Origin of the sequence: Halovulum marinum (assembly GCF_009697225.1) — a bacterium.
In the GTDB taxonomy this organism is placed as follows: Bacteria; Pseudomonadota; Alphaproteobacteria; order Rhodobacterales; family Rhodobacteraceae; genus Halovulum; species Halovulum marinum.
Map to the genome: position 1 here is coordinate 164658 of NZ_WIND01000001.1, position 17602 is coordinate 182259.

Below are 17602 nucleotides of genomic sequence, written 5' to 3' on the forward strand. Positions count from 1 at the left end.
CCGAGATGCTGAGCGACGACGAACTTGTCGACCTCATCAAGGTCTACAACCCCCGGTCCGACGAGTCGCTGATCCGCGCCGCCTATGCCTATGGCATGGCGGCGCACGAGGGCCAGCTGCGCTCGTCCGGGGAGCCCTACTTCAGCCACCCGGTCGAGGTCGCGTGCCTGCTGGCCGAGCAGCGGCTGGACGACGCCACCATCGTCACCGCGTTGCTGCACGACACGATCGAGGACACCGGCTCGACCTTCCGCGCGCTGGAGAAACGCTTCGGCGGCGATGTCGCGCAGCTGGTCGACGGCGTCACCAAGCTGACCAACCTCGAGCTGTCCTCGGTCGAGACCGAGCAGGCCGAGAACTTCCGCAAGCTGCTGATCTCGATGTCCAAGGATCTGCGGGTGATCCTGGTCAAGCTTGCCGACCGTCTGCACAACATGCGCACGATCAAGTTCCTGCCGCACGAGAAGCAGGTCCGCAAGGCGCGCGAGACGATGGACATCTACGCGCCGCTGGCCGGCCGCATGGGCATGCAGTGGATGCGCGAGGAACTCGAGGACATCTCGTTCCGGGTGCTGAACCCGGACGCGCGCCAGTCGATCATGCGCCGCTTCATCACCCTGAAGAAGGACACCGGCGACCTGATTCCCCGGATCACCGAGGACATCCGCAAGCTGCTGGACGACTGCGGCGTCGAGGCGCAGGTCATGGGCCGCGAGAAGAAGCCCTACTCGATCTGGCGCAAGATGCAGGAAAAGGGCGAGGTGTTCGGCCGCCTGTCGGATATCTACGGCTTCCGCATCATCACCGGCAGCGTCGAGGACTGCTATGTCGCGCTGGGCGCGGTGCATCGCCGCTGGGCGGCGGTGCCGGGGCGGTTCAAGGACTACATCAGCCAGCCGAAGTCGAACGGCTACCGCTCGATCCACACCACGGTGTCGGGGCGCAGCGCGAAGCGGGTCGAGATCCAGATCCGCACCCGGCAGATGCACGAGGTCGCCGAGACCGGCGTCGCCGCGCACTGGTCCTACCGCGAGGGCGAGCGGTTCGAGAACCCGTTCGCGGTCGACCCGGTGCGCTGGCTGGCGCAGCTGACCGAGCGCTTCGAGGCGGCGGACAACCCGAACGACTTTCTCGAGCACGTCAAGCTGGAGATGTTCACCGACCAGGTGTTCTGCTTCACCCCCAAGGGCGAGGTCATCAAGCTGCCGCGCGGCGCCACGCCGATCGACTTCGCCTACGCGATCCATACGCGGATCGGCGATTCATGCGTCGGCGCCAAGGTCGACGGCCAGCGCGTGCCGCTGTGGACCCGGCTGCGCAACGGCCAGTCGGTGACCATCATCCGCGCCGAGGGCCAGCGACCGCAGGCCAGCTGGGAGGACATGGTGGTCACCGGCCGGGCGAAGGCGGCGATCCGCCGCAGCCTGCGCGAGGAGCACCGCGCCGGACACATCGCCCTGGGCCGCGAGATCGCCCGCGTGGCGCTGGAGCGGATCGGCAAGAAGGCCAGCGACAAGGCGCTGCGCACCGCCGCCAACCAGATGGGCCTGCCCGACGCCGACGAGTTGCTGGCGCGGCTGGGCGCGGCCGAGGTCACCGGGCGCGACCTGGTCGGCACGCTCTACCCCGAGCTGATCGACCAGTCCGGGCGCCCCGGCCACGCCGCCGACGCCGACGCCGAGCGCCCGATCGTCGGCCTGGGCGACGGCCAGCGCGCGCAGCCCGCGCCCTGCTGCCAGCCGATCCCGGGCGAGCGGATCATCGGCATCGCGGTCAAGGGTCAGGGCGTGCAGGTGCATGCCATCGACTGCCCGACGCTGGCCGCGCTGGAGGACGACGCCGAGAACTGGATCGACCTGGCGTGGACGCCCTCTGCCGCACGCGTGCCCCATTTGGCGAGTATCGAGGCGACGGTGGCGAACGACGCCGGTGTACTTGGACGGATCTGCACCTTGATCGGCGAGCAGCACGCGAATATCAGCGACATCGTGTTTACCGATCGGAAACCGGATTTCTATCGGATGGTTATCGATCTGGAAGTGCGCGACATGAAGCATCTGCACAACGTGCAGACCGCGCTGGAGGCCGATTCGGACATCAGCCAGGTACGCAGGTTGCGCGGGGCATCGGCCGAACCGGTGCGTCACAAGGTATGAAATCCCGCCCCCGCGGGGGGCCGGGCGAGGAAACGGGAAGGGGCGTTCCGGCGTCATGGTGTTCAAGCGCCGCAAACCGCTGTCGACGGTCAGGCAGGTACGGGAGTTCATCTACCCGTCCTCGGGCTGGCGGCGTGCGATCGAGTATTTCGGCCACCGGCTGAAGCGGCTGCCCGACACGCCGCACAAGATCGCCCTGGGGTTCGCCTGCGGCGTCTTCGTGTCGTTCAGCCCGCTGTTCGGGCTGCATTTCATCTATGCCGGGATCCTCGCGCTGATCGTGCGCGGCAACCTGCTGGCGTCGTTCCTGGGCACGCTGTTCGGAAACCCGCTGACCTTTCCGTTCATCGCCGGCACCGCGCTGGGCCTGGGCCGCAAGATCATGGGCGCGGCGCGCAGCGGCGAGAGCATGCACAGCCTGAGGGAAGGCTTCGCCGGCGCGACCTCGGGCCTGTGGCAGTCGACCAAGGCGATGTTCGGCTTCGGCGAGCCCGCCTGGCAACCGCTGGGCACCTTCTTCTGGGAGGTGTTCGTGCCCTACTTCGTGGGCGGCATCCTGCCAGGGCTGGCCACCGCCACGGCAATGTATTTCCTGACCCGGCCGCTGGTCGCCGCGTATCAGGCGCGGCGCCGCAAGCGGCTGTTCGAGCGGGCGCAGCAGCGCATCGCCTCGGCCGCGCCGGCGCGCAAGCGCCTGATCGAGGAGGGCGGCCGATGACCGGGCAGCCGACGACCGGACCGGATATCCCCGGATTGAAACGTCCGCTGGGCCGCCTGCGTCTGGGCGTGAACATCGATCACGTCGCCACCGTGCGCAACGCCCGCGGCGGCGACGTGCCCGACCCGGTGCGGGCCGCGGTCCTGGCCGAGGCCGCCGGCGCCGACGGCATCACCGCGCACCTGCGCGAGGACCGGCGCCACATCCGCGACCGCGACATCGAGGCGCTGCTGGCCCAGATCTCGGTGCCGCTGAACTTCGAGATGGCCGCCACCGACGAGATGCAGGCGATCGCCCTGCGCCACACCCCGCACGCGGTCTGCATCGTCCCCGAAAAGCGCGAGGAGCGGACCACCGAGGGCGGGCTGGAGGTGGCGCAGGACGAGAACCGGCTGGCGCATTTCATCGCCCCGCTGCGCGACGCCGGCTGCCGGGTGTCGATCTTCATCGCCGCCGACCGGCGCCAGATCGAGGCCGCGCACCGCATCGGCGCGCCGGTGATCGAACTGCACACCGGCGCCTATTGCGACGCCCATGCCGAGGGCCGCACCGAGGACCGCGAGCGCGAGCTGGCGCGCCTGCGCGATATGGCCCGCTTCGCGCACGAGCTGGGGCTGGAGGTGCACGCCGGCCACGGCCTGACCTACGACACGGTGCGCCCCGTCGCCGCCTTCCCCGAGGTGATGGAGCTGAACATCGGCCACTACCTGATCGGCGAGGCGATCTTTTCGGGCCTCGACAGCGCCATCCGCCGGATGCGTGCCGAGATGGACGCCGCCCGCCGCGCCGCCTTCGGCGAGGGCGCGGCCTGAGCCACCGCCGCGGTGGCGTTGCCCCCGGCGCGCGTTGCACCTACAAGGGCGCGGTCAGGCATCAGACAGATTATCCCCCGGCAGGCAGCATGATTCTCGGCATCGGCACCGACCTGTGCAACATCGACCGCATCGGCGCGACGCTGGAGCGTTTCGGCGACCGGTTCCGCACCCGCGTCTTCACCGAGACCGAGCAGCGCAAGGCCGAGCGCCGCGCCGATACCGTCGGCACCTATGCCAAGCGCTGGGCGGCGAAGGAGGCGTGCTCGAAGGCGCTGGGCACCGGGCTGCGCATGGGCATCGGCTGGAAGGACATGTCGGTCAGCAACCTGACCACCGGGCAGCCGGTAATGCACGTCAGCGGCTGGGCGGCCGAGCGGCTGCGGCAGATCACCCCGCCCGGCCACGAGGCGGTGATCCACGTCACCCTGACCGACGACCACCCGTGGGCGCAGGCGTTCGTGGTGATCGAGGCGCGGCCGGCGGCCGGCGCGCCGCCCGCGCCGGGCCCCGGTGGCGACATCGGGGCGGACGCTTGACAGAGGCAGGGTCAGGCGCGACAAGCGGCCCTGTTTCCCGGGACGAGGACATTCGAGCAGATGAGTAAGCGGGCGAAGGCCGCAGGCGGCGGCCTGCTGGAACTGATCAAGACCCTGGTCTATGCGCTGGTGCTGGCCGGGATCATCCGCACGCTGCTGTTCCAGCCGTTCTGGATTCCGTCCGGCTCGATGAAGGACACGCTGCTGATCGGCGATTTCCTGTTCGTGAACAAGTTCGCCTACGGCTATTCGGCGATGTCGTGCCCGTCCTACAAGAGCTTCAACCTGTGCGGCGCGTTCGAGGACAAGGAAGGCCGGCTGCTGGGCTCGATGCCCGAGCGCGGCGACGTGGTGGTGTTCCGCCATCCCGCCACCGGCGAGGACTACATCAAGCGGCTGATCGGCCTGCCCGGCGACACCGTCGAGACCCGCGGCGGCCGCGTCATCCTGAACGGCGAGCCGGTGCCGCAGGACCCCGCCGGCAGCTTCACCGAGACCTACCTGGCACAGGGCCCGATGGGCAGCTTCCCGCGCTGCCTGCGCGACGGCCCGGTCGGCCTGGGCGGCGAGTGCAGCAAGGAGAAGTTCACCGAGACGCTGCCCGGCGGCAAGAGCTACAGCGTGCTGAACATCGACGACACCCCGGCCGACGACAAGGGGCCTTTCACCGTGCCCGAGGGGCATTTCTTCTTCATGGGCGACAACCGCGACAACTCGGTCGACAGCCGCTTCAGCCCCGCCGCAAACGGCGTCGGCTTCGTGCCCTACCGCAACCTGATCGGCCGCGCGGACCGCATCATCTTCTCGTCCGCCGGCGCCTCGATCCTGTATTTCTGGACCTGGCGCGGCGACCGCTTCTTCAAGGCGGTGAATTGAAGCTGAACCCGGCACAGGCGGCGTTCGCGACGCGGCTCGGCCACGACTTCACCGACCCGCGCCTGCTGGTGGAGGCGCTGACCCATGCCTCGCTGTCGGGGCCGGTGCGGCGCGACAACCAGCGGCTGGAGTTTCTCGGCGACCGGATCCTCGGCCTGGTGATCGCCGAGGCGCTGCTGGCCGCCGACACCAACGCCCGCGAGGGCGCGCTGGCGCCGCGCTTCAACAACCTGGTCCGCCGCGAGGCGCTGGCCGAGGTCGCCGAGGCGATCCAGCTGGGCGACGCGCTGATGATGGGCAAGTCCGAACGCGCCACCGGCGGGCGCCGCAAGCAGGCGCTGCTGGCCGACGCGATGGAGGCGGTGATCGCCGCCGTCTACCTCGACGCCGGCTTCGAGCACACCCGCGCGCTGGTGCTGCGGCTGTGGCACGACCGCATCGCCCGCGCCGACGAGCACGGCACCGACGCCAAGACCGCGCTGCAGGAATGGGCGCAGGCGCGGGGCATGGCGCCCCCGGACTACATCGAGGAGGCCCGCGCGGGCCCCGACCATGCGCCGGTGTTCACCATCGCCGCGACCCTTGCCTCGGGCGAGCGTGCCACCGCCACCGCGAATTCGAAACGCGCCGCACAGCAGGCCGCCGCCGCCATGCTGCTGGAGCGGCTGGAGAGCACAGATGACCGATGAGCAGACCCGCTGCGGCTTCGTCGCGCTGATCGGCGAGCCGAACGCCGGCAAGTCGACGCTGCTGAACCGGATGGTCGGGGCCAAGGTCTCGATCGTCACCCACAAGGTGCAGACCACCCGCGCCCGGATCCGCGGCGTCGCGCTGGAAGGGGCCGCGCAGATCGTCTTCGTCGACACGCCCGGCCTGTTCGCGCCGCGCCGCCGCCTGGACCGGGCGATGGTCAGCGCGGCCTGGTCCGGTGCCGCCGACGCCGACATCGTCGTGCTGATGGTCGAGGCGCACCGCGGCATCACCGAGGGCGTGGAAAGCATCCTCGAGGCGCTGGCGGAGCGCGTCGGCAAGCCGGTCGTGCTGGCGATCAACAAGATCGACCGGGTGAAGCGCGAGGCATTGCTGGCGCTGAGCCAGCAACTGAACGCCCGCCGCGATTTCGCCGCGACGTTCATGATCTCGGCCGAGAAGGGTCATGGCGTCGCCGACCTGAAGTCCTGGCTGGGCGCGCGGATGCCCGACGGCCCCTGGCTCTACCCCGAGGACCAGATCGCCGATCTGCCGCTGCGGATGATCGCCGCCGAGATCACCCGCGAGAAGCTGACCCTGCGCCTGCACCAGGAACTGCCCTACCAGCTGACGGTCGAGACCGAGCAGTGGGAGGAACGCAAGGACGGCTCGGTGCGGATCGAGCAGGTGGTCTACGTCGCCCGCCCCGGCCATCGCGGCATCGCGCTGGGCCCCAAGGGCCAGACGATGAAACAGGTCGGCACCATGGCCCGGCAGGAGCTGTCCGCGTTCCTGGACCGCAAGGTGCATCTGTTCATCGAAGTGCGGGTGCGCGAGAACTGGCAGAACGAGGCCGAGCGCTATTCCGAGATGGGGCTGGATTACTCGGACGGCAGCTGAGCCGGCGCACGGCAGGGGCCGTGGCGGCCGCGGCCCGGCCGCCGGCGCGTTAGCCTTGCGCCGCGGCCGGCGCGTGCGCGACGCCCAGCGGAACGCGGATCTGGACCCGGCAGCCGCAGGCGTCGATGTGGCGCTCGAACCGCCCGCCCAGCCGGCCCTCGATCATGCCCGAGATCAGCCGGCTGCCGAAGCCGACGCGCGCGGTCGGATCGGCGCTCAGCGGCTCGGTCCGTCGTTCGTGCCAGTACAGCACCAGATCGCCGGAATCGGCGTCGATCTCGCCGCGGATCATCAGCGCGAGATCGCCGGAGTCGTGATCGCCGTGCTTCAGCGCGTTGGTGGCCAGCTCGTTCAGGACCAGTGACAGCGGCATCACCATGTCGCTTGCGATCTTCAGCGCCGGCACGTCGACGGGCACCTTCCCGGACTCGGGCACCAGACCGATCGCCTCGCGGACCAGATCCACAAGCTCGACGGACTGGTCCGCCTCCTGGATCGCCAGCCGGTTGGCGTTGCCGACCGCCGTCAGCCGGCCGAGGAACGCGGCGGACAGATCCTCGATCGTGGCGGCGCTGCGGGCGCAGTTGCGGTAGATCGAGGCGAGGATCGTGAGGCTGTTGCTGACCCGGTGCGCAAGCTCGCCGCGCAGCGTCTCGCGGCGTTCCGCCTCGTGCTTGCGCTGGATCGCCAGGCCGATCTGGCTGCCCACGGTCCGCACCAGGCGCAGGATGTCGGGATCGAAACGCGACGCCTCGGTGCCGAAGAATTCGAGCACCGCGTGGACATTGCCGCCGCGCAGCACCGGCAGGGCTATGCCGCAGGTCAGCCCGGCACCGGAAAAGGCGTCGCGCCGCGCGAAGCCGAGGTCCGACGCCAGGTCGGGCTGATACACCAGGCTGCCCTCCCGCCACGCGCGGCCGGGCAATCCCTCTCCGTACCCCAAGCGCACCTGCCGGGTGGCGTCGATCACCGGCGCGAACCGCCGCTCGCTGATGTGCCAGATGTTGCTGGGCACCAGCGTCCGCTCCCGCCCGCTGCCGCGCACGGTGAACAGGTGCCCCGCATGCAGCCCGGCCAGCGCGCAGACCTCTTCGAGGCAGAACAGGGTGAAATCCTCGAACGAGATGTCCTCGAGCAGCTTGTCGGCCACCTGCAGCAGGATTTCGGCCTCGCGGGTGCGCAGTTCCTGTTCGCGGCGGTGGCGCACCTCGGCGGCAAGACTGCGCATGAAACCATAGAAGATCCGCCTGCCGCCGTCCTCCTTCATCGGGAAGATCGACAGCTCGATCGGGAACCGGTGCCCGTCCCGGTGCCGCGCATCGATGCGGATCCGCGTCTCCAGCACCGGGCCCTCGCCGGTCCGGTTATAGTGTTCGAGACCGCGCTCGTGCGCCTCGCGGTGTTCGGGCGGCACGATCAGATCGCCCAGCCGGGCACCGATCACCTCGCTTCGCGACCAGCCGAAGATCTCCTCGGCCGTCCGGTTCCAGGCGGTCACCCGGCCGCATTGGTCCATCCCCACCACCGCGTCGAGCGCGCGGGCAAGAAGGGACTCCAGATCGTTCACCGCAGCCCTCCTGTCAGCATCGAACCTGAGTATTCCTGCCGGCACGCGCTGTCGAGCCGAAACGGGCCCTGCCACCGAGGATGGCGATGCATCGCCGCGCGCCCTTTCGCGGCGTGGCGTTCTGTGCTTTCAGGCGCGGATGAAACAGCGCAGCATTTTCCGGTCATGACCCGCGTCACCGCCGATTTCTGGGTCCGCGCCTACCTGGCGCGGCTGCGGCTTGCGGACATTCCCGCCTTCGTCGTCGCCAGCGGCGACGCCACCGCCGGCGCGGTTCTGGTGAAGCTGAACACGCTCGACGGGCAGGCCCGGCTGTTCCAGCGGCAGTTCGGGATGGACGGCGTGCGGATGTGGGGCCTGCTGGCCGAGGGCGAGGAGGCCGAGGTCGACGCCGCCGCCGCCCGCCAGCGCGGTTTCGATCCGGACCTGTGGGTGATCGAGGTCGAGGACCGGCAGGGGCGCACGCTGCTCGACCAGCCGGGTCTGGCGGACTGAGCGGCCGGATCGGGATCGAAGCCGCGCCGGCCGGCGGCGACCGACACTGACCCAGGTGCGATATCGCGCAGGCCCGCAATTCTCGTAGTCAGCTCGCCGCTACGCGGATCGTCCCGGGGTTGCCGCGCGGACCGTCCGCCCGGCGTCGCCGCCGGGCGCGGCTGCGGCGCAGGCGCGGCGTCAGAACCGGTCGAGCAGGCGGCGCAGGTAATCGAGTTCCTCGGTCGGGCGGGACTGCTCGCCGGCGCGGCGGCGGATCTCGTCGAACAGCTCGCGCGCGCGCTGCATGGCGTCGACACCGGGCAGCATGTTCTCGTCGGAGCGGATGTTGCCGCGCGCCCCCGACGGCCGGCCCAGCGGGTCGCGGTTGTCGTTGGCATAGCCCTCGCCCGGCTGCTCGCCCATGTTGCCCTGGTTCTGCTGCGCCTGCTGCATTTCCTCGCCCAGCCCGCGGATGCCGTCGCGCAGCGCGTCCATCACGTCGGCCTGTCGGTCGAGCGCGCCGCTCAGGTCGCCCTCGTCCAGCCGGTCGCGGGCCTGGCCCATGCTGTCCTCGGCGTCGCCCAGGCGCTCGCGTGCGTCGGCGCCCTCCTCGGTGCCGGGCGCCGGCAGGCGGCCGCGCAGCCCGTCGAGCATCTGGCGCAGCGCTTCCTGCCGCTCGGCCAGCTGTTCGGCCGACAGGCCCGGCTGGCCGTCCTGCCCCGGCTGGCTCGGCATCGGCTGCTGCCCCGGCTGACCGGGCTGGTTCTGCCCCAGCTGTCCCTGCCCCGGCATCTGCGGCTGGCCCTGCTGACCCGGCTGGCCCTGGTTGAACTGGCGCTGCAGTTCCTGGAAGCTGTCGTCGGCGAGACCCTGCTGCTGGCGCAGCGTGTCCTGCAGCTCCTGCATCATCTGCTGGCCCTGCTGGCCCTGACCGCCGCGCTGCACCTGCATCTGCAGGTTCTCCAGCATCTGTCGCAGCTGTTCCAGCAGCGCCTGCGCCTGTTCCTGCTGGCCGCTCTCCGCCAGTTCCTGGATCCGGTCCAGAAGCTGCTGCAGCTGGTCCTGGCTCAGCTGCATCTGGTTCTGCTGGTCCTGCTGCGCCATGTCATCGGCATTGCGCAGCGCCTCCTGCGCCAGCTGCTGCATGTAGTCCTGCATCGCCTGGCGCAGCTCTTCCATCAGCTGCGCGATCTCGTCGTCGGTGGCGCCGTTGCGCAGCGCCTCGGACAGCCGGTCCTGCGCCCGGCGCAGGCGCTCGCGCGCGTCCGACAGGGTGCCGTCCTCGATCGCAAGCGCGGCATTCCACAACAGCTCGGCGACATCGTCGCGCTCGGCGGCGGAAAGCTCGCCGTCCTCGCGCGCGTAACCCAGCCGGCGCAGCGCCATGCGCACCAGCATGAACGCCGTCGGGCCGGTGAAGATGTCCTCGGGCGCGTGGGTGATGGTGCGCAGCATCATGTCGACGCGCGGCGCGTTCTCGCGGTTCCACAGCAGGTCGCGGCGCTGTTCCAGCACCGCCCGCGCCAGCGGGTCGAAGAAGCTGCGGCCGGGCAGCGTCACGTCGCCGGCTTCGGCCTCGGCGGTCTGCTCGGCGGCGTCGAACACCTGCAGCTCGATGGTGACCGGCAGCCCGGACCAGGGATGCCGCGACAGATCCTCGACCAGGGTTTCGTCGATCCGGTCGGTGTCGCCGGTCAGCGGCAGCGGCAGGTCCAGCACCAGCGCCTCGCGCGGCTCGGGCGCTGCGTCGAGGCCGAAGCGGCGGTCCACCGCGTCCAGGTCCAGGGTGATGCGGGCGGTGCCGCCGGCGACGCCATAGTCGTCGCTGGCGCTGTAGGCCAGTTCCATCGCCCCCGAGACGTTCTGCGTCACCTCCTCGGCGAAGGCCACGTCCGGCGGCTGGTCGGGCAGGATCGAGACCTGCCATTCCGCCAGCTCGCGCCCCTGCTGGGTCAGGCCGAACGCCCCGGGCCGCCGCGCCTCGAACGTGGTCGACAGGATGCCCTCGGCGATCGGCTCCAGCCCGGCGCCGGCGCCGGAGACGCTTTCGCTCAAGGCGAAGCCGGCCTCGCCGCCGTAGACCCGGACGGTGATCTCGGTGCCGATCGGCAGCTCCAGGTCGCGCGGCCGGTCCTCGGTCAGGTAGACCGTCGGCCGGCCGGTGTAGGCCGGCGGGTTGGCCCACGCCTCGTAGCTGGGTCCGGCGGCGATGTCGGCGACGGACGGCCCGCCGGGGCCGACCGGCACTGCCAGTTCGACCGGCGCCGGCGCCCGCGCGAACAGCGCGGCGGCGATGATCGCGACCAGCGCCAGAAGGCGCAGCGCCCAGGGATCGCGCGACGAGACCCGCAGGTCGGGCCGCGCGGCGCGCGCCGCGGCGGCGCGCTCGGCCATGCGTTCCAGGTGCCGCGCCCACAGCGCCTGCGTGCCGGGGTCGTTCGCGCCGATGGCGATCCGGTCCTGCAGCGCCGAGATCGGCCGCCCCGGCAGCCGCGCGTCCAGCCGCGCCACCGCCTCGGCCCGCGTCGGCCAGCGGAAGCCGCGCGCGCCGCGCCACAGCGCGACCAGCAAGGCCAGACCCAGCAGCACCAGCGCCGCCAGCGCCCCCACCGGGCCGATCGCCGCCAGCACGCCGAACGCCCAGACCGCGCCCGCCAGCATCGCCAGCGTCGCCACCGGCCAGAATCCGCGCACGACGCGCTCCGCCGCCAGCGCCCGGCGCGCCCGGCGGATCTGCGTCGCCAGCCGCGCCTCGGCGGTCGCGATGGGGTCGTCGGTCGTGGTGGGGTCTTCGGGGGTCTGCATCGCTGCCTCCAGCCACGGCGAAGCCGGGTCTCGGGCCCGATTCACTCCAACCAATGGGGGATGGTATCGCGTGAGAGCATTTCGTCAAAGCTCGGCCGGGCACGCACCACGGCGAATTGATCCCCGCGCACCAGCACCTCGGGCACCAGCGGGCGCGAATTGTACTCGGACGCCATCACCGCGCCATAGGCCCCGGCCGAGCGGAACGCCACCAGATCGCCCGCGGCAAGCGGCGGCAGGTTGCGCGCGCGGGCGAAGGTGTCGCCGGTCTCGCAGACCGGGCCGACCACGTCCATCGGGCGCGGCGCGACGCCCGGCGCGGGCTCGACCAGCGGCACGATGTCGTGGTGCGCGTCGTACATCGCCGGGCGCACCAGATCGTTCATCGCCGCGTCGAGGATCAGGAAATCGCGGCCCTCGCCGTGCTTGACGTAGATCACCTTCGACACCAGCAGCCCGGCGTTGCCGGCGATCAGCCGGCCCGGCTCGATCTCGATCTCGGCGTCAAGATCGCCCACCGTCTCGCGCACCACGCGGCCGTAGTCGAACGGCAGCGGCGGCGCGGTGTTGCTGGCCTCGTAGGGAATGCCGAGCCCGCCGCCAAGGTCGATGCGGCCGATCCGGTGGCCGTCGGCGCGCAGCGCGCGCACCAGTTCGGCGACGCGGGTGAAAGCGGCGCGGTACGGCTCCAGCTCGGTCAGCTGCGAGCCGATGTGCACGTCGACGCCGACCACCGCGATCCCCGGCAGCGCGGCGGCGCGGGCGTAGACCTCGCGCGCGCGGGCGATGGGAATGCCGAACTTGTTCTCGGACTTGCCGGTGGCGATCTTGGCGTGGGTTCTGGCGTCCACGTCCGGGTTCACCCGGATCGCGATCGGGGCGGTGGCGCCGATCGCGACGGCGACCCGGCTGAGCAGTTCCAGTTCCGGCTCGCTCTCGACATTGAACTGGCGGATGCCGCCGGTCAGTGCCGTGCGCATCTCGCCTTCGGTCTTGCCGACGCCCGAGAACACGATCCGCGCGCCCGGCACGCCGGCGGCCTGCGCCCGCGCGTACTCGCCGCCCGAGACCACGTCCATGCCGGCGCCCAGCCGCGCCAGCGTGCGCAGCACCGCCTGGTTCGAGTTCGCCTTCATCGCGTAGCAGATCAGGTGGTCCAGACCGTCCAGCGCCTCCTGGAACACGCGGTAGTGCCGCTCCAGCGTGGCGGTGGAGTAGACGTAGAACGGCGTGCCGACCTGCGCGGCGATCTCGGCCAGCGGCACGTCCTCGGCCATCAGCTGTCCGTCGCGGTAGAGAAAGTGATCCATCGGTTCAGTCCAGGGGGCGCGAGCGCAGGAAAAGATACAGGGGCAGCCCGCAGGACACCCCGACGAGAAAGGTTGCCGGGATCGCCGCCAGCGACAGCCAGTCGCGGCGCACCGTCGCCTCGGCGATGACGAACACGGTCAGCGCCACCGCGGCGATCGTCAGGTCCCAGACCAGCCCCGAGGTCGCGGCGTTGGCGTGCCAGGCAGCTAGCATCGCCGCCGGCGACCAGCCGTTGACCGCCAGCCAGCCGACGAAATAATACGTCGGCAGCGCCGTGCCGATCAGCGTCAGGGCCAGATAGGTGATGCGGAGCGCGGACATGGGGCGGACCTGGGGGCTGTGGGACCAGCGCGGCGTAGCTTGGCCCCGGCGCGCGGTCAACCCTGAGGGATCGACGGCTAGAGCATGACCGCGTAGGCGAAGATCGCACCGACCACCGGCATCACCAGCGGTAGGGTGCGCGAGATCAGCACCTCGTCCTCGGCCGCCAGGCAGTTGCGGTCCACGCCGCGCACGATCTGCCGGCGTCGCACCAGCCCCTCGAACACGCGCGCCACCAGCGGCCCCGAGGTGGTCAGGATCGCGACCACGGTAAGGTGCACGCCCCGGTTGCTGACCGCGAAGCAGTAGACGATCATCAACGCGATGGTGGCGAGGATGAGCAGCGAGCCGACGATCAGGACGGAAGCGATTTCCTTGCGGATGTTCATGGGCCGGGCCTCGGGCTCGCTGCGGGCGACGTCAGGGTATCAAACCCGCGCGCGCACGCGATAATCACGCTTTTGACGGAATTGTTTCGCCTGCCGCGTCGGCCGGCAGCCCGGTGGCCGGGGCACGGCGCGCGGCCAGCCCTCAGGTACCCGATCCCGACAGCCCGAAACCGCCGGCGGCGCCCACTTCGCGCGCCGCGGTCAGCCTCGTCGCGGCCCGTCGCCGGGCTCGCCGCCTCAGTCCGTGCGCTGCTCGTAGGTCACGCCCAGGCCCGCGCTGCCCGAGATCGACAGATCGAAGCGCGGCTCGGTCGCGGCAACCGATGTGCCGCCGGGCACCGGCGCCGGGTCGCCCTTGATGCCGCAGGCCGACAGGGCCAGCACGGCGGCGAGGATCAGGCGGGTCATCCCAGTCTCTCCTTCCAGGCGTCGATCTGCGCGCGCACGTTGGCCGGCGCGGTGCCGCCAAGGCTGGTGCGGCTGGCCACCGAGTTGTCCACGCCGAGCACGCCGAACACCGCGTCGGTGATGCCGTCGTGCACGGCCCGCATCTCGTCCAGGGTCAGCCCGTCCAGATCGCAGCCCTTGTCCTCGGCGGCCTTGACCAGCGCGCCGGTGACATGGTGCGCCTGCCGGAACGGCATGTCCAGCGCCCGCACCAGCCAGTCGGCCAGGTCGGTCGCGGTGGAAAAGCCGGACCCGGCAGCGGCGGCCAGCGCGGCGCGGTTGGCGGTCATGTCGCCGACCATGCCGGTCATCGCCGCCAGCGCCAGCATCAGGCTGTCGGCGGCGTCGAAGACCGGCTCCTTGTCCTCCTGCATGTCCTTGGAATAGGCCAGCGGCAGGCCCTTCATCACCGTCATCAGGGTGACGTTCGCACCGAAGATCCGGCCGATCTTGGCGCGGATCAGCTCGGCCGCATCGGGGTTCTTCTTCTGCGGCATGATCGACGAGCCGGTCGAGAACCGGTCGGACAGCGCCACGAAGCGGAACTGCGCCGAGGACCAGATCACCAGTTCCTCGGCCATGCGCGACAGGTGCATCGCGCAGATCGAGGCGGCGGCCAGGAATTCCAGCGCGAAGTCGCGGTCCGACACGGCATCGAGCGAGTTCGCCATCGGCCGGTCGAAGCCCAGCGCCTGCGCCGTCATCTGCCGGTCGATCGGAAACGAGGTGCCGGCCAGCGCCGCGGCGCCCAGCGGGCTTTCGTTCATCCGCCTGCGCGCGTCGGCGAAGCGGGCGCGGTCGCGGGCGAACATCTCGACATAGGCCAGCATGTGGTGGCCCCAGGTCACCGGCTGCGCCGTCTGCAGATGGGTGAAGCCGGGCATCACCCAGTCGGCGCCGGCCTCGGCCTGGGCCAGCAGCGCGCGGATCAGCGCCTCGAGCCCGGCGTCGACGGCGTCGCACTGCTCGCGCACCCACAGCCGGAAGTCGGTCGCCACCTGGTCGTTGCGCGAACGGGCGGTGTGCAGCCGCCCGGCAGGCTCGCCGATCAGCTCGCGCAGGCGCGACTCCACGTTCATGTGGATGTCCTCCAGCGCGGTCGAGAAGGCGAAGTCGCCGCGCTCGATTTCTGACAACACCGTGAGCAGCCCTTCCCGGATCGCCTCGGCGTCGCTATCGGTCAGGATACCGCACGCCGCCAGCATCGCCGCGTGGGCGCGGCTGCCCGCGATGTCCTGGGCCGCCAGCCGCCGGTCGAAACCGATCGAGGCGTTGATCGCCTCCATGATCGCGTCCGGCCCGGCGGCAAAGCGTCCGCCCCACATCTGGTTGCTGGCAGTGTCCGACATGAATGACCCCGGTCGAGAGCTGAGACAAAGGCAGGCCCGCATGACCCGTCCCCGGAACACCACCCCGCAGCGCGCCGCACGGTGCGTTCTTGCGGCGCTTCTATACGCAGCGGCGGCGGTCGGTGCAAACCCCGCGCTCGCCGCGCCGCTGACCGCCGAGCTGCGCACCGAACTGGAGGCGCTGCGCAGCGGCGCGATGAAGAAGCTGGTGATCCACGATGCGCCGCGCGCGATCCCGGCGCTGAGCGTGGAGACCCCCGACGGCGGCACGGTGGCGCTGGCCGACAGCAACGGCAAGCTGCGCATCCTGAACTTCTGGGCCACCTGGTGCGCGCCCTGCCGGATGGAGAAGCCGTCGCTGGACACGCTGAACGCCGAGCTGGCGGGGCCTGATTTCGAGATCATCGCCATCGCCACCGGACGCAACAGCCTTGAGGGCATCAAGAAGTTCAACAGCGATGTCGGCGTGACCACGCTGAAGACCTATCTCGACCCGCAGCAGCATGTCGCGCGGCAGATGGGCGTGCTGGGCCTGCCGATCACCGTCGTCCTGGACCGCGAGGGCAACGAGATCGCCCGGTTGCAGGGCGGCGCCGACTGGCAGTCGGACAGCGCCCGGGCGATCCTGGCCCGGCTGCTCGAGGCCGGCGTCTAGGTCCGGCCCCGCCGGAGGCGTCAAAGCCTGGCTGCGCCGGGGGCTTCTAGACCAGCTTCGCCACAGCGGCGTGGCGCGGGCAGGTCACGACATGGTCGTTGACCATGCCCACCGCCTGCATGAAGGCATAGACGATGGTCGGGCCGACGAAGGTGAAGCCCTCGGCCTTCAGGTCCTTCGAGATGCGCTGCGACAGCGGCGTCTGTGCCGGCACCTCGGCCATGCTGGCGAAGCGGTTGCGGATCGGCTGGCCGTCGGTGTAGCGCCACAGGAAATCGGCGAAGCCCTCGCGCTCCTCGATCCGCTCCCACGCCTGCGCGCCCCTGATCGCGGCGCGGATCTTGCCGCCGTGGCGCACGATGCCCGGATCGGCCAGCAGCCGCGCCTCGTCCGCGGCGTCGAACCGGGCCACCCGCGCCGGGTCGAACCCGGCGAAGGCGGCGCGGAACGCCTCGCGCTTGCGCAGGATGGTGATCCACGCCAGCCCGGCCTGGAACCCGTCCAGCACCAGCTTTTCCCACAGCGCCCGGCCGTCGCGCTCGGGCACGCCCCATTCGGTGTCGTGATAGGCGACGTAAAGCGGATCGTCCCCGCACCAGGGGCAGCGGTCGGTCATGGCGGATCTCCTTTCCAAGCCATGAGAACATTTTTAGAACAAATGCGCAATTTTCACGAACGCTTAAGGCCGCGCCGCCATGGTTGAAGCAACGGAATCAGGGACGGCTGAAGATGTACAGGAACGGATCGGCGGAACAGACCAATGCGGCGGCGCACCTGCCCGCACCGATGCGGATCGCCCCCGCGCAGACCGTCGCGGCGACGCGCGCGATGGTGATCCGGGCGCTCGGCGAGGACCGCGTCACCGCGGTGTTCCAGCCGGTGGTGGACACGCGCGACACCCGCCGCATCGCCTTTCACGAGGCGCTGGTCAGGATCCGCACCGCAAGCGGCGCGTTGCTGGCGCCGAACCAGTTCCTGCCGGCGCTGTCGGACACGCCGCTGGCCGCGGCGGTGGACCGGGCGATGCTGCGCCAGGTGCTGGCGGCGCTGCGCCGGCACCCGGACCTGCGGCTGGCGGTCAACGTCTGTCCCGCGACCTGCGACGGCGGCGGCTGGCTGCGCGAACTGGACGCGGCGGCACGGCATGCGCCCGATCTGGCCTACCGCCTGATCGTCGAGGTCGCCGAGGACACCGGCCCGCTGGAGGACCCCGGCCGGCACGACTTCCTGTCCCGGCTGCGCCACATGGGCGTCAGCACCGCGCTGGACGATTTCGGCGCCGGGCGGACCGGGTTCGCGCAGTTCCGCCAGCAGCGCTTCGACATCGTCAAGATCGACGGCAGCTACGGCGACGGGCTGGCGCGGGACCGCGACGCGCAGGCGCTGGTGCGGGCGCTGGTCGCCCTGGCCAGCCACTTCGAGATGCTGTCGGTGATCGAGTTCATCGACAACGCCGAGGACGCGCGCTGCGCCAAGGCGCTGGGGGTGGACGCGATGCAGGGGTTCCTGTTCGGCCGTCCAGTGGTACGCCTGCCCGGAAGCGACGACGACAGCGACGATCACGGCGGCCGCGCCGCCTGCTAGCCCCGG

At 70.8% G+C, this 17602-nt stretch carries 18 protein-coding genes; 10 read left to right on the forward strand and 8 right to left on the reverse strand.

The window, feature by feature from the left end:
• Positions 1-5 precede the first annotated feature (5 nt).
• The 7 genes from GE300_RS00875 (at position 6) to era (ending at position 6691) form a co-directional block, all read left to right on the forward strand.
• Positions 6-2156, forward strand: coding sequence for a RelA/SpoT family protein (locus tag GE300_RS00875; RefSeq protein ID WP_154444751.1), 2151 nt, complete (start codon positions 6-8; stop codon positions 2154-2156).
• A 55-nt stretch (positions 2157-2211) separates the two neighbouring features.
• Positions 2212-2874 carry a DUF2062 domain-containing protein gene (locus tag GE300_RS00880; protein WP_154443970.1) on the forward strand — a complete coding sequence of 221 codons (663 nt, stop codon included), beginning with the start codon at positions 2212-2214 and terminating at the stop codon, positions 2872-2874.
• Positions 2871-3686 carry a pyridoxine 5'-phosphate synthase gene (locus GE300_RS00885; RefSeq protein ID WP_154443972.1) on the forward strand — a complete coding sequence of 272 codons (816 nt, stop codon included), beginning with the start codon at positions 2871-2873 and terminating at the stop codon, positions 3684-3686. Before GE300_RS00880 ends, GE300_RS00885 begins: the two co-directional genes overlap by 4 nt.
• Before the next feature lie 89 nt (positions 3687-3775).
• Entirely contained in the window at positions 3776-4225 is a 450-nt protein-coding gene (gene acpS / locus GE300_RS00890) for a holo-ACP synthase (protein WP_154443974.1), read from the forward strand.
• A gap of 60 nt (positions 4226-4285) precedes the next feature.
• Complete coding sequence (lepB, locus tag GE300_RS00895; RefSeq protein WP_154443976.1) at positions 4286-5101, forward strand: signal peptidase I; 816 nt, start codon at positions 4286-4288, stop codon at positions 5099-5101.
• Positions 5098-5790, forward strand: coding sequence for a ribonuclease III (gene rnc, locus GE300_RS00900; protein WP_154443978.1), 693 nt, complete (start codon positions 5098-5100; stop codon positions 5788-5790). Before lepB ends, rnc begins: the two co-directional genes overlap by 4 nt.
• Entirely contained in the window at positions 5780-6691 is a 912-nt protein-coding gene (gene era, locus GE300_RS00905) for a GTPase Era (protein ID WP_154443980.1), read from the forward strand. Before rnc ends, era begins: the two co-directional genes overlap by 11 nt.
• 49 nt (positions 6692-6740) lie before the next feature.
• Here era and GE300_RS00910 read toward each other — a convergent pair whose 3' ends face one another.
• A complete protein-coding gene (locus tag GE300_RS00910) occupies positions 6741-8258 on the reverse strand; it encodes a sensor histidine kinase (protein WP_154443982.1) in 1518 nt (505 codons plus the stop codon).
• A gap of 165 nt (positions 8259-8423) precedes the next feature.
• Here GE300_RS00910 and GE300_RS00915 point away from each other — a divergent pair, with 165 nt between their 5' ends.
• Complete coding sequence (locus GE300_RS00915; protein WP_154443984.1) at positions 8424-8753, forward strand: DUF1491 family protein; 330 nt, start codon at positions 8424-8426, stop codon at positions 8751-8753.
• Between the two features lie 180 nt (positions 8754-8933).
• On the opposite strand, the gene GE300_RS00920 is transcribed toward GE300_RS00915, so the two are convergent.
• The 6 genes from GE300_RS00920 to argH form a co-directional block, all read right to left on the reverse strand.
• Entirely contained in the window at positions 8934-11540 is a 2607-nt protein-coding gene (locus GE300_RS00920; RefSeq protein WP_154443986.1) for a TIGR02302 family protein, read from the reverse strand.
• A 41-nt stretch (positions 11541-11581) separates the two neighbouring features.
• Positions 11582-12850 carry a diaminopimelate decarboxylase gene (gene lysA, locus GE300_RS00925; protein WP_154443988.1) on the reverse strand — a complete coding sequence of 423 codons (1269 nt, stop codon included), beginning with the start codon at positions 12848-12850 and terminating at the stop codon, positions 11582-11584.
• A gap of 4 nt (positions 12851-12854) precedes the next feature.
• Positions 12855-13172 (reverse strand): DUF2834 domain-containing protein, encoded by a 318-nt coding sequence (locus tag GE300_RS00930; protein WP_154443990.1) that lies wholly within the window; start codon positions 13170-13172, stop codon positions 12855-12857.
• A 77-nt stretch (positions 13173-13249) separates the two neighbouring features.
• Positions 13250-13561 carry a hypothetical protein gene (locus tag GE300_RS00935; RefSeq protein WP_154443992.1) on the reverse strand — a complete coding sequence of 104 codons (312 nt, stop codon included), beginning with the start codon at positions 13559-13561 and terminating at the stop codon, positions 13250-13252.
• A gap of 237 nt (positions 13562-13798) precedes the next feature.
• On the reverse strand, positions 13799-13969 hold the full coding sequence (locus GE300_RS00940; RefSeq protein WP_154443994.1) for a lipoprotein: 171 nt from the start codon (positions 13967-13969) through the stop codon (positions 13799-13801).
• Positions 13966-15357: an argininosuccinate lyase gene (gene argH, locus GE300_RS00945; protein WP_154443996.1), complete on the reverse strand. Its 1392-nt coding sequence runs from the start codon at positions 15355-15357 to the stop codon at positions 13966-13968. The genes GE300_RS00940 and argH overlap by 4 nt, the downstream gene beginning before the upstream one ends.
• A 40-nt stretch (positions 15358-15397) precedes the next feature.
• Between argH and GE300_RS00950 the strand changes: the two genes are divergently transcribed.
• A complete protein-coding gene (locus tag GE300_RS00950) occupies positions 15398-16012 on the forward strand; it encodes a TlpA family protein disulfide reductase (RefSeq protein WP_233416689.1) in 615 nt (204 codons plus the stop codon).
• A gap of 46 nt (positions 16013-16058) precedes the next feature.
• Here the strand turns inward: GE300_RS00950 and GE300_RS00955 are convergent, their stop codons facing one another.
• Entirely contained in the window at positions 16059-16628 is a 570-nt protein-coding gene (locus GE300_RS00955; RefSeq protein WP_154444000.1) for a DNA-3-methyladenine glycosylase I, read from the reverse strand.
• Between the two features lie 113 nt (positions 16629-16741).
• Between GE300_RS00955 and GE300_RS00960 the strand changes: the two genes are divergently transcribed.
• A complete protein-coding gene (locus GE300_RS00960) occupies positions 16742-17596 on the forward strand; it encodes an EAL domain-containing protein (protein ID WP_154444002.1) in 855 nt (284 codons plus the stop codon).
• Positions 17597-17602 lie beyond the last annotated feature (6 nt).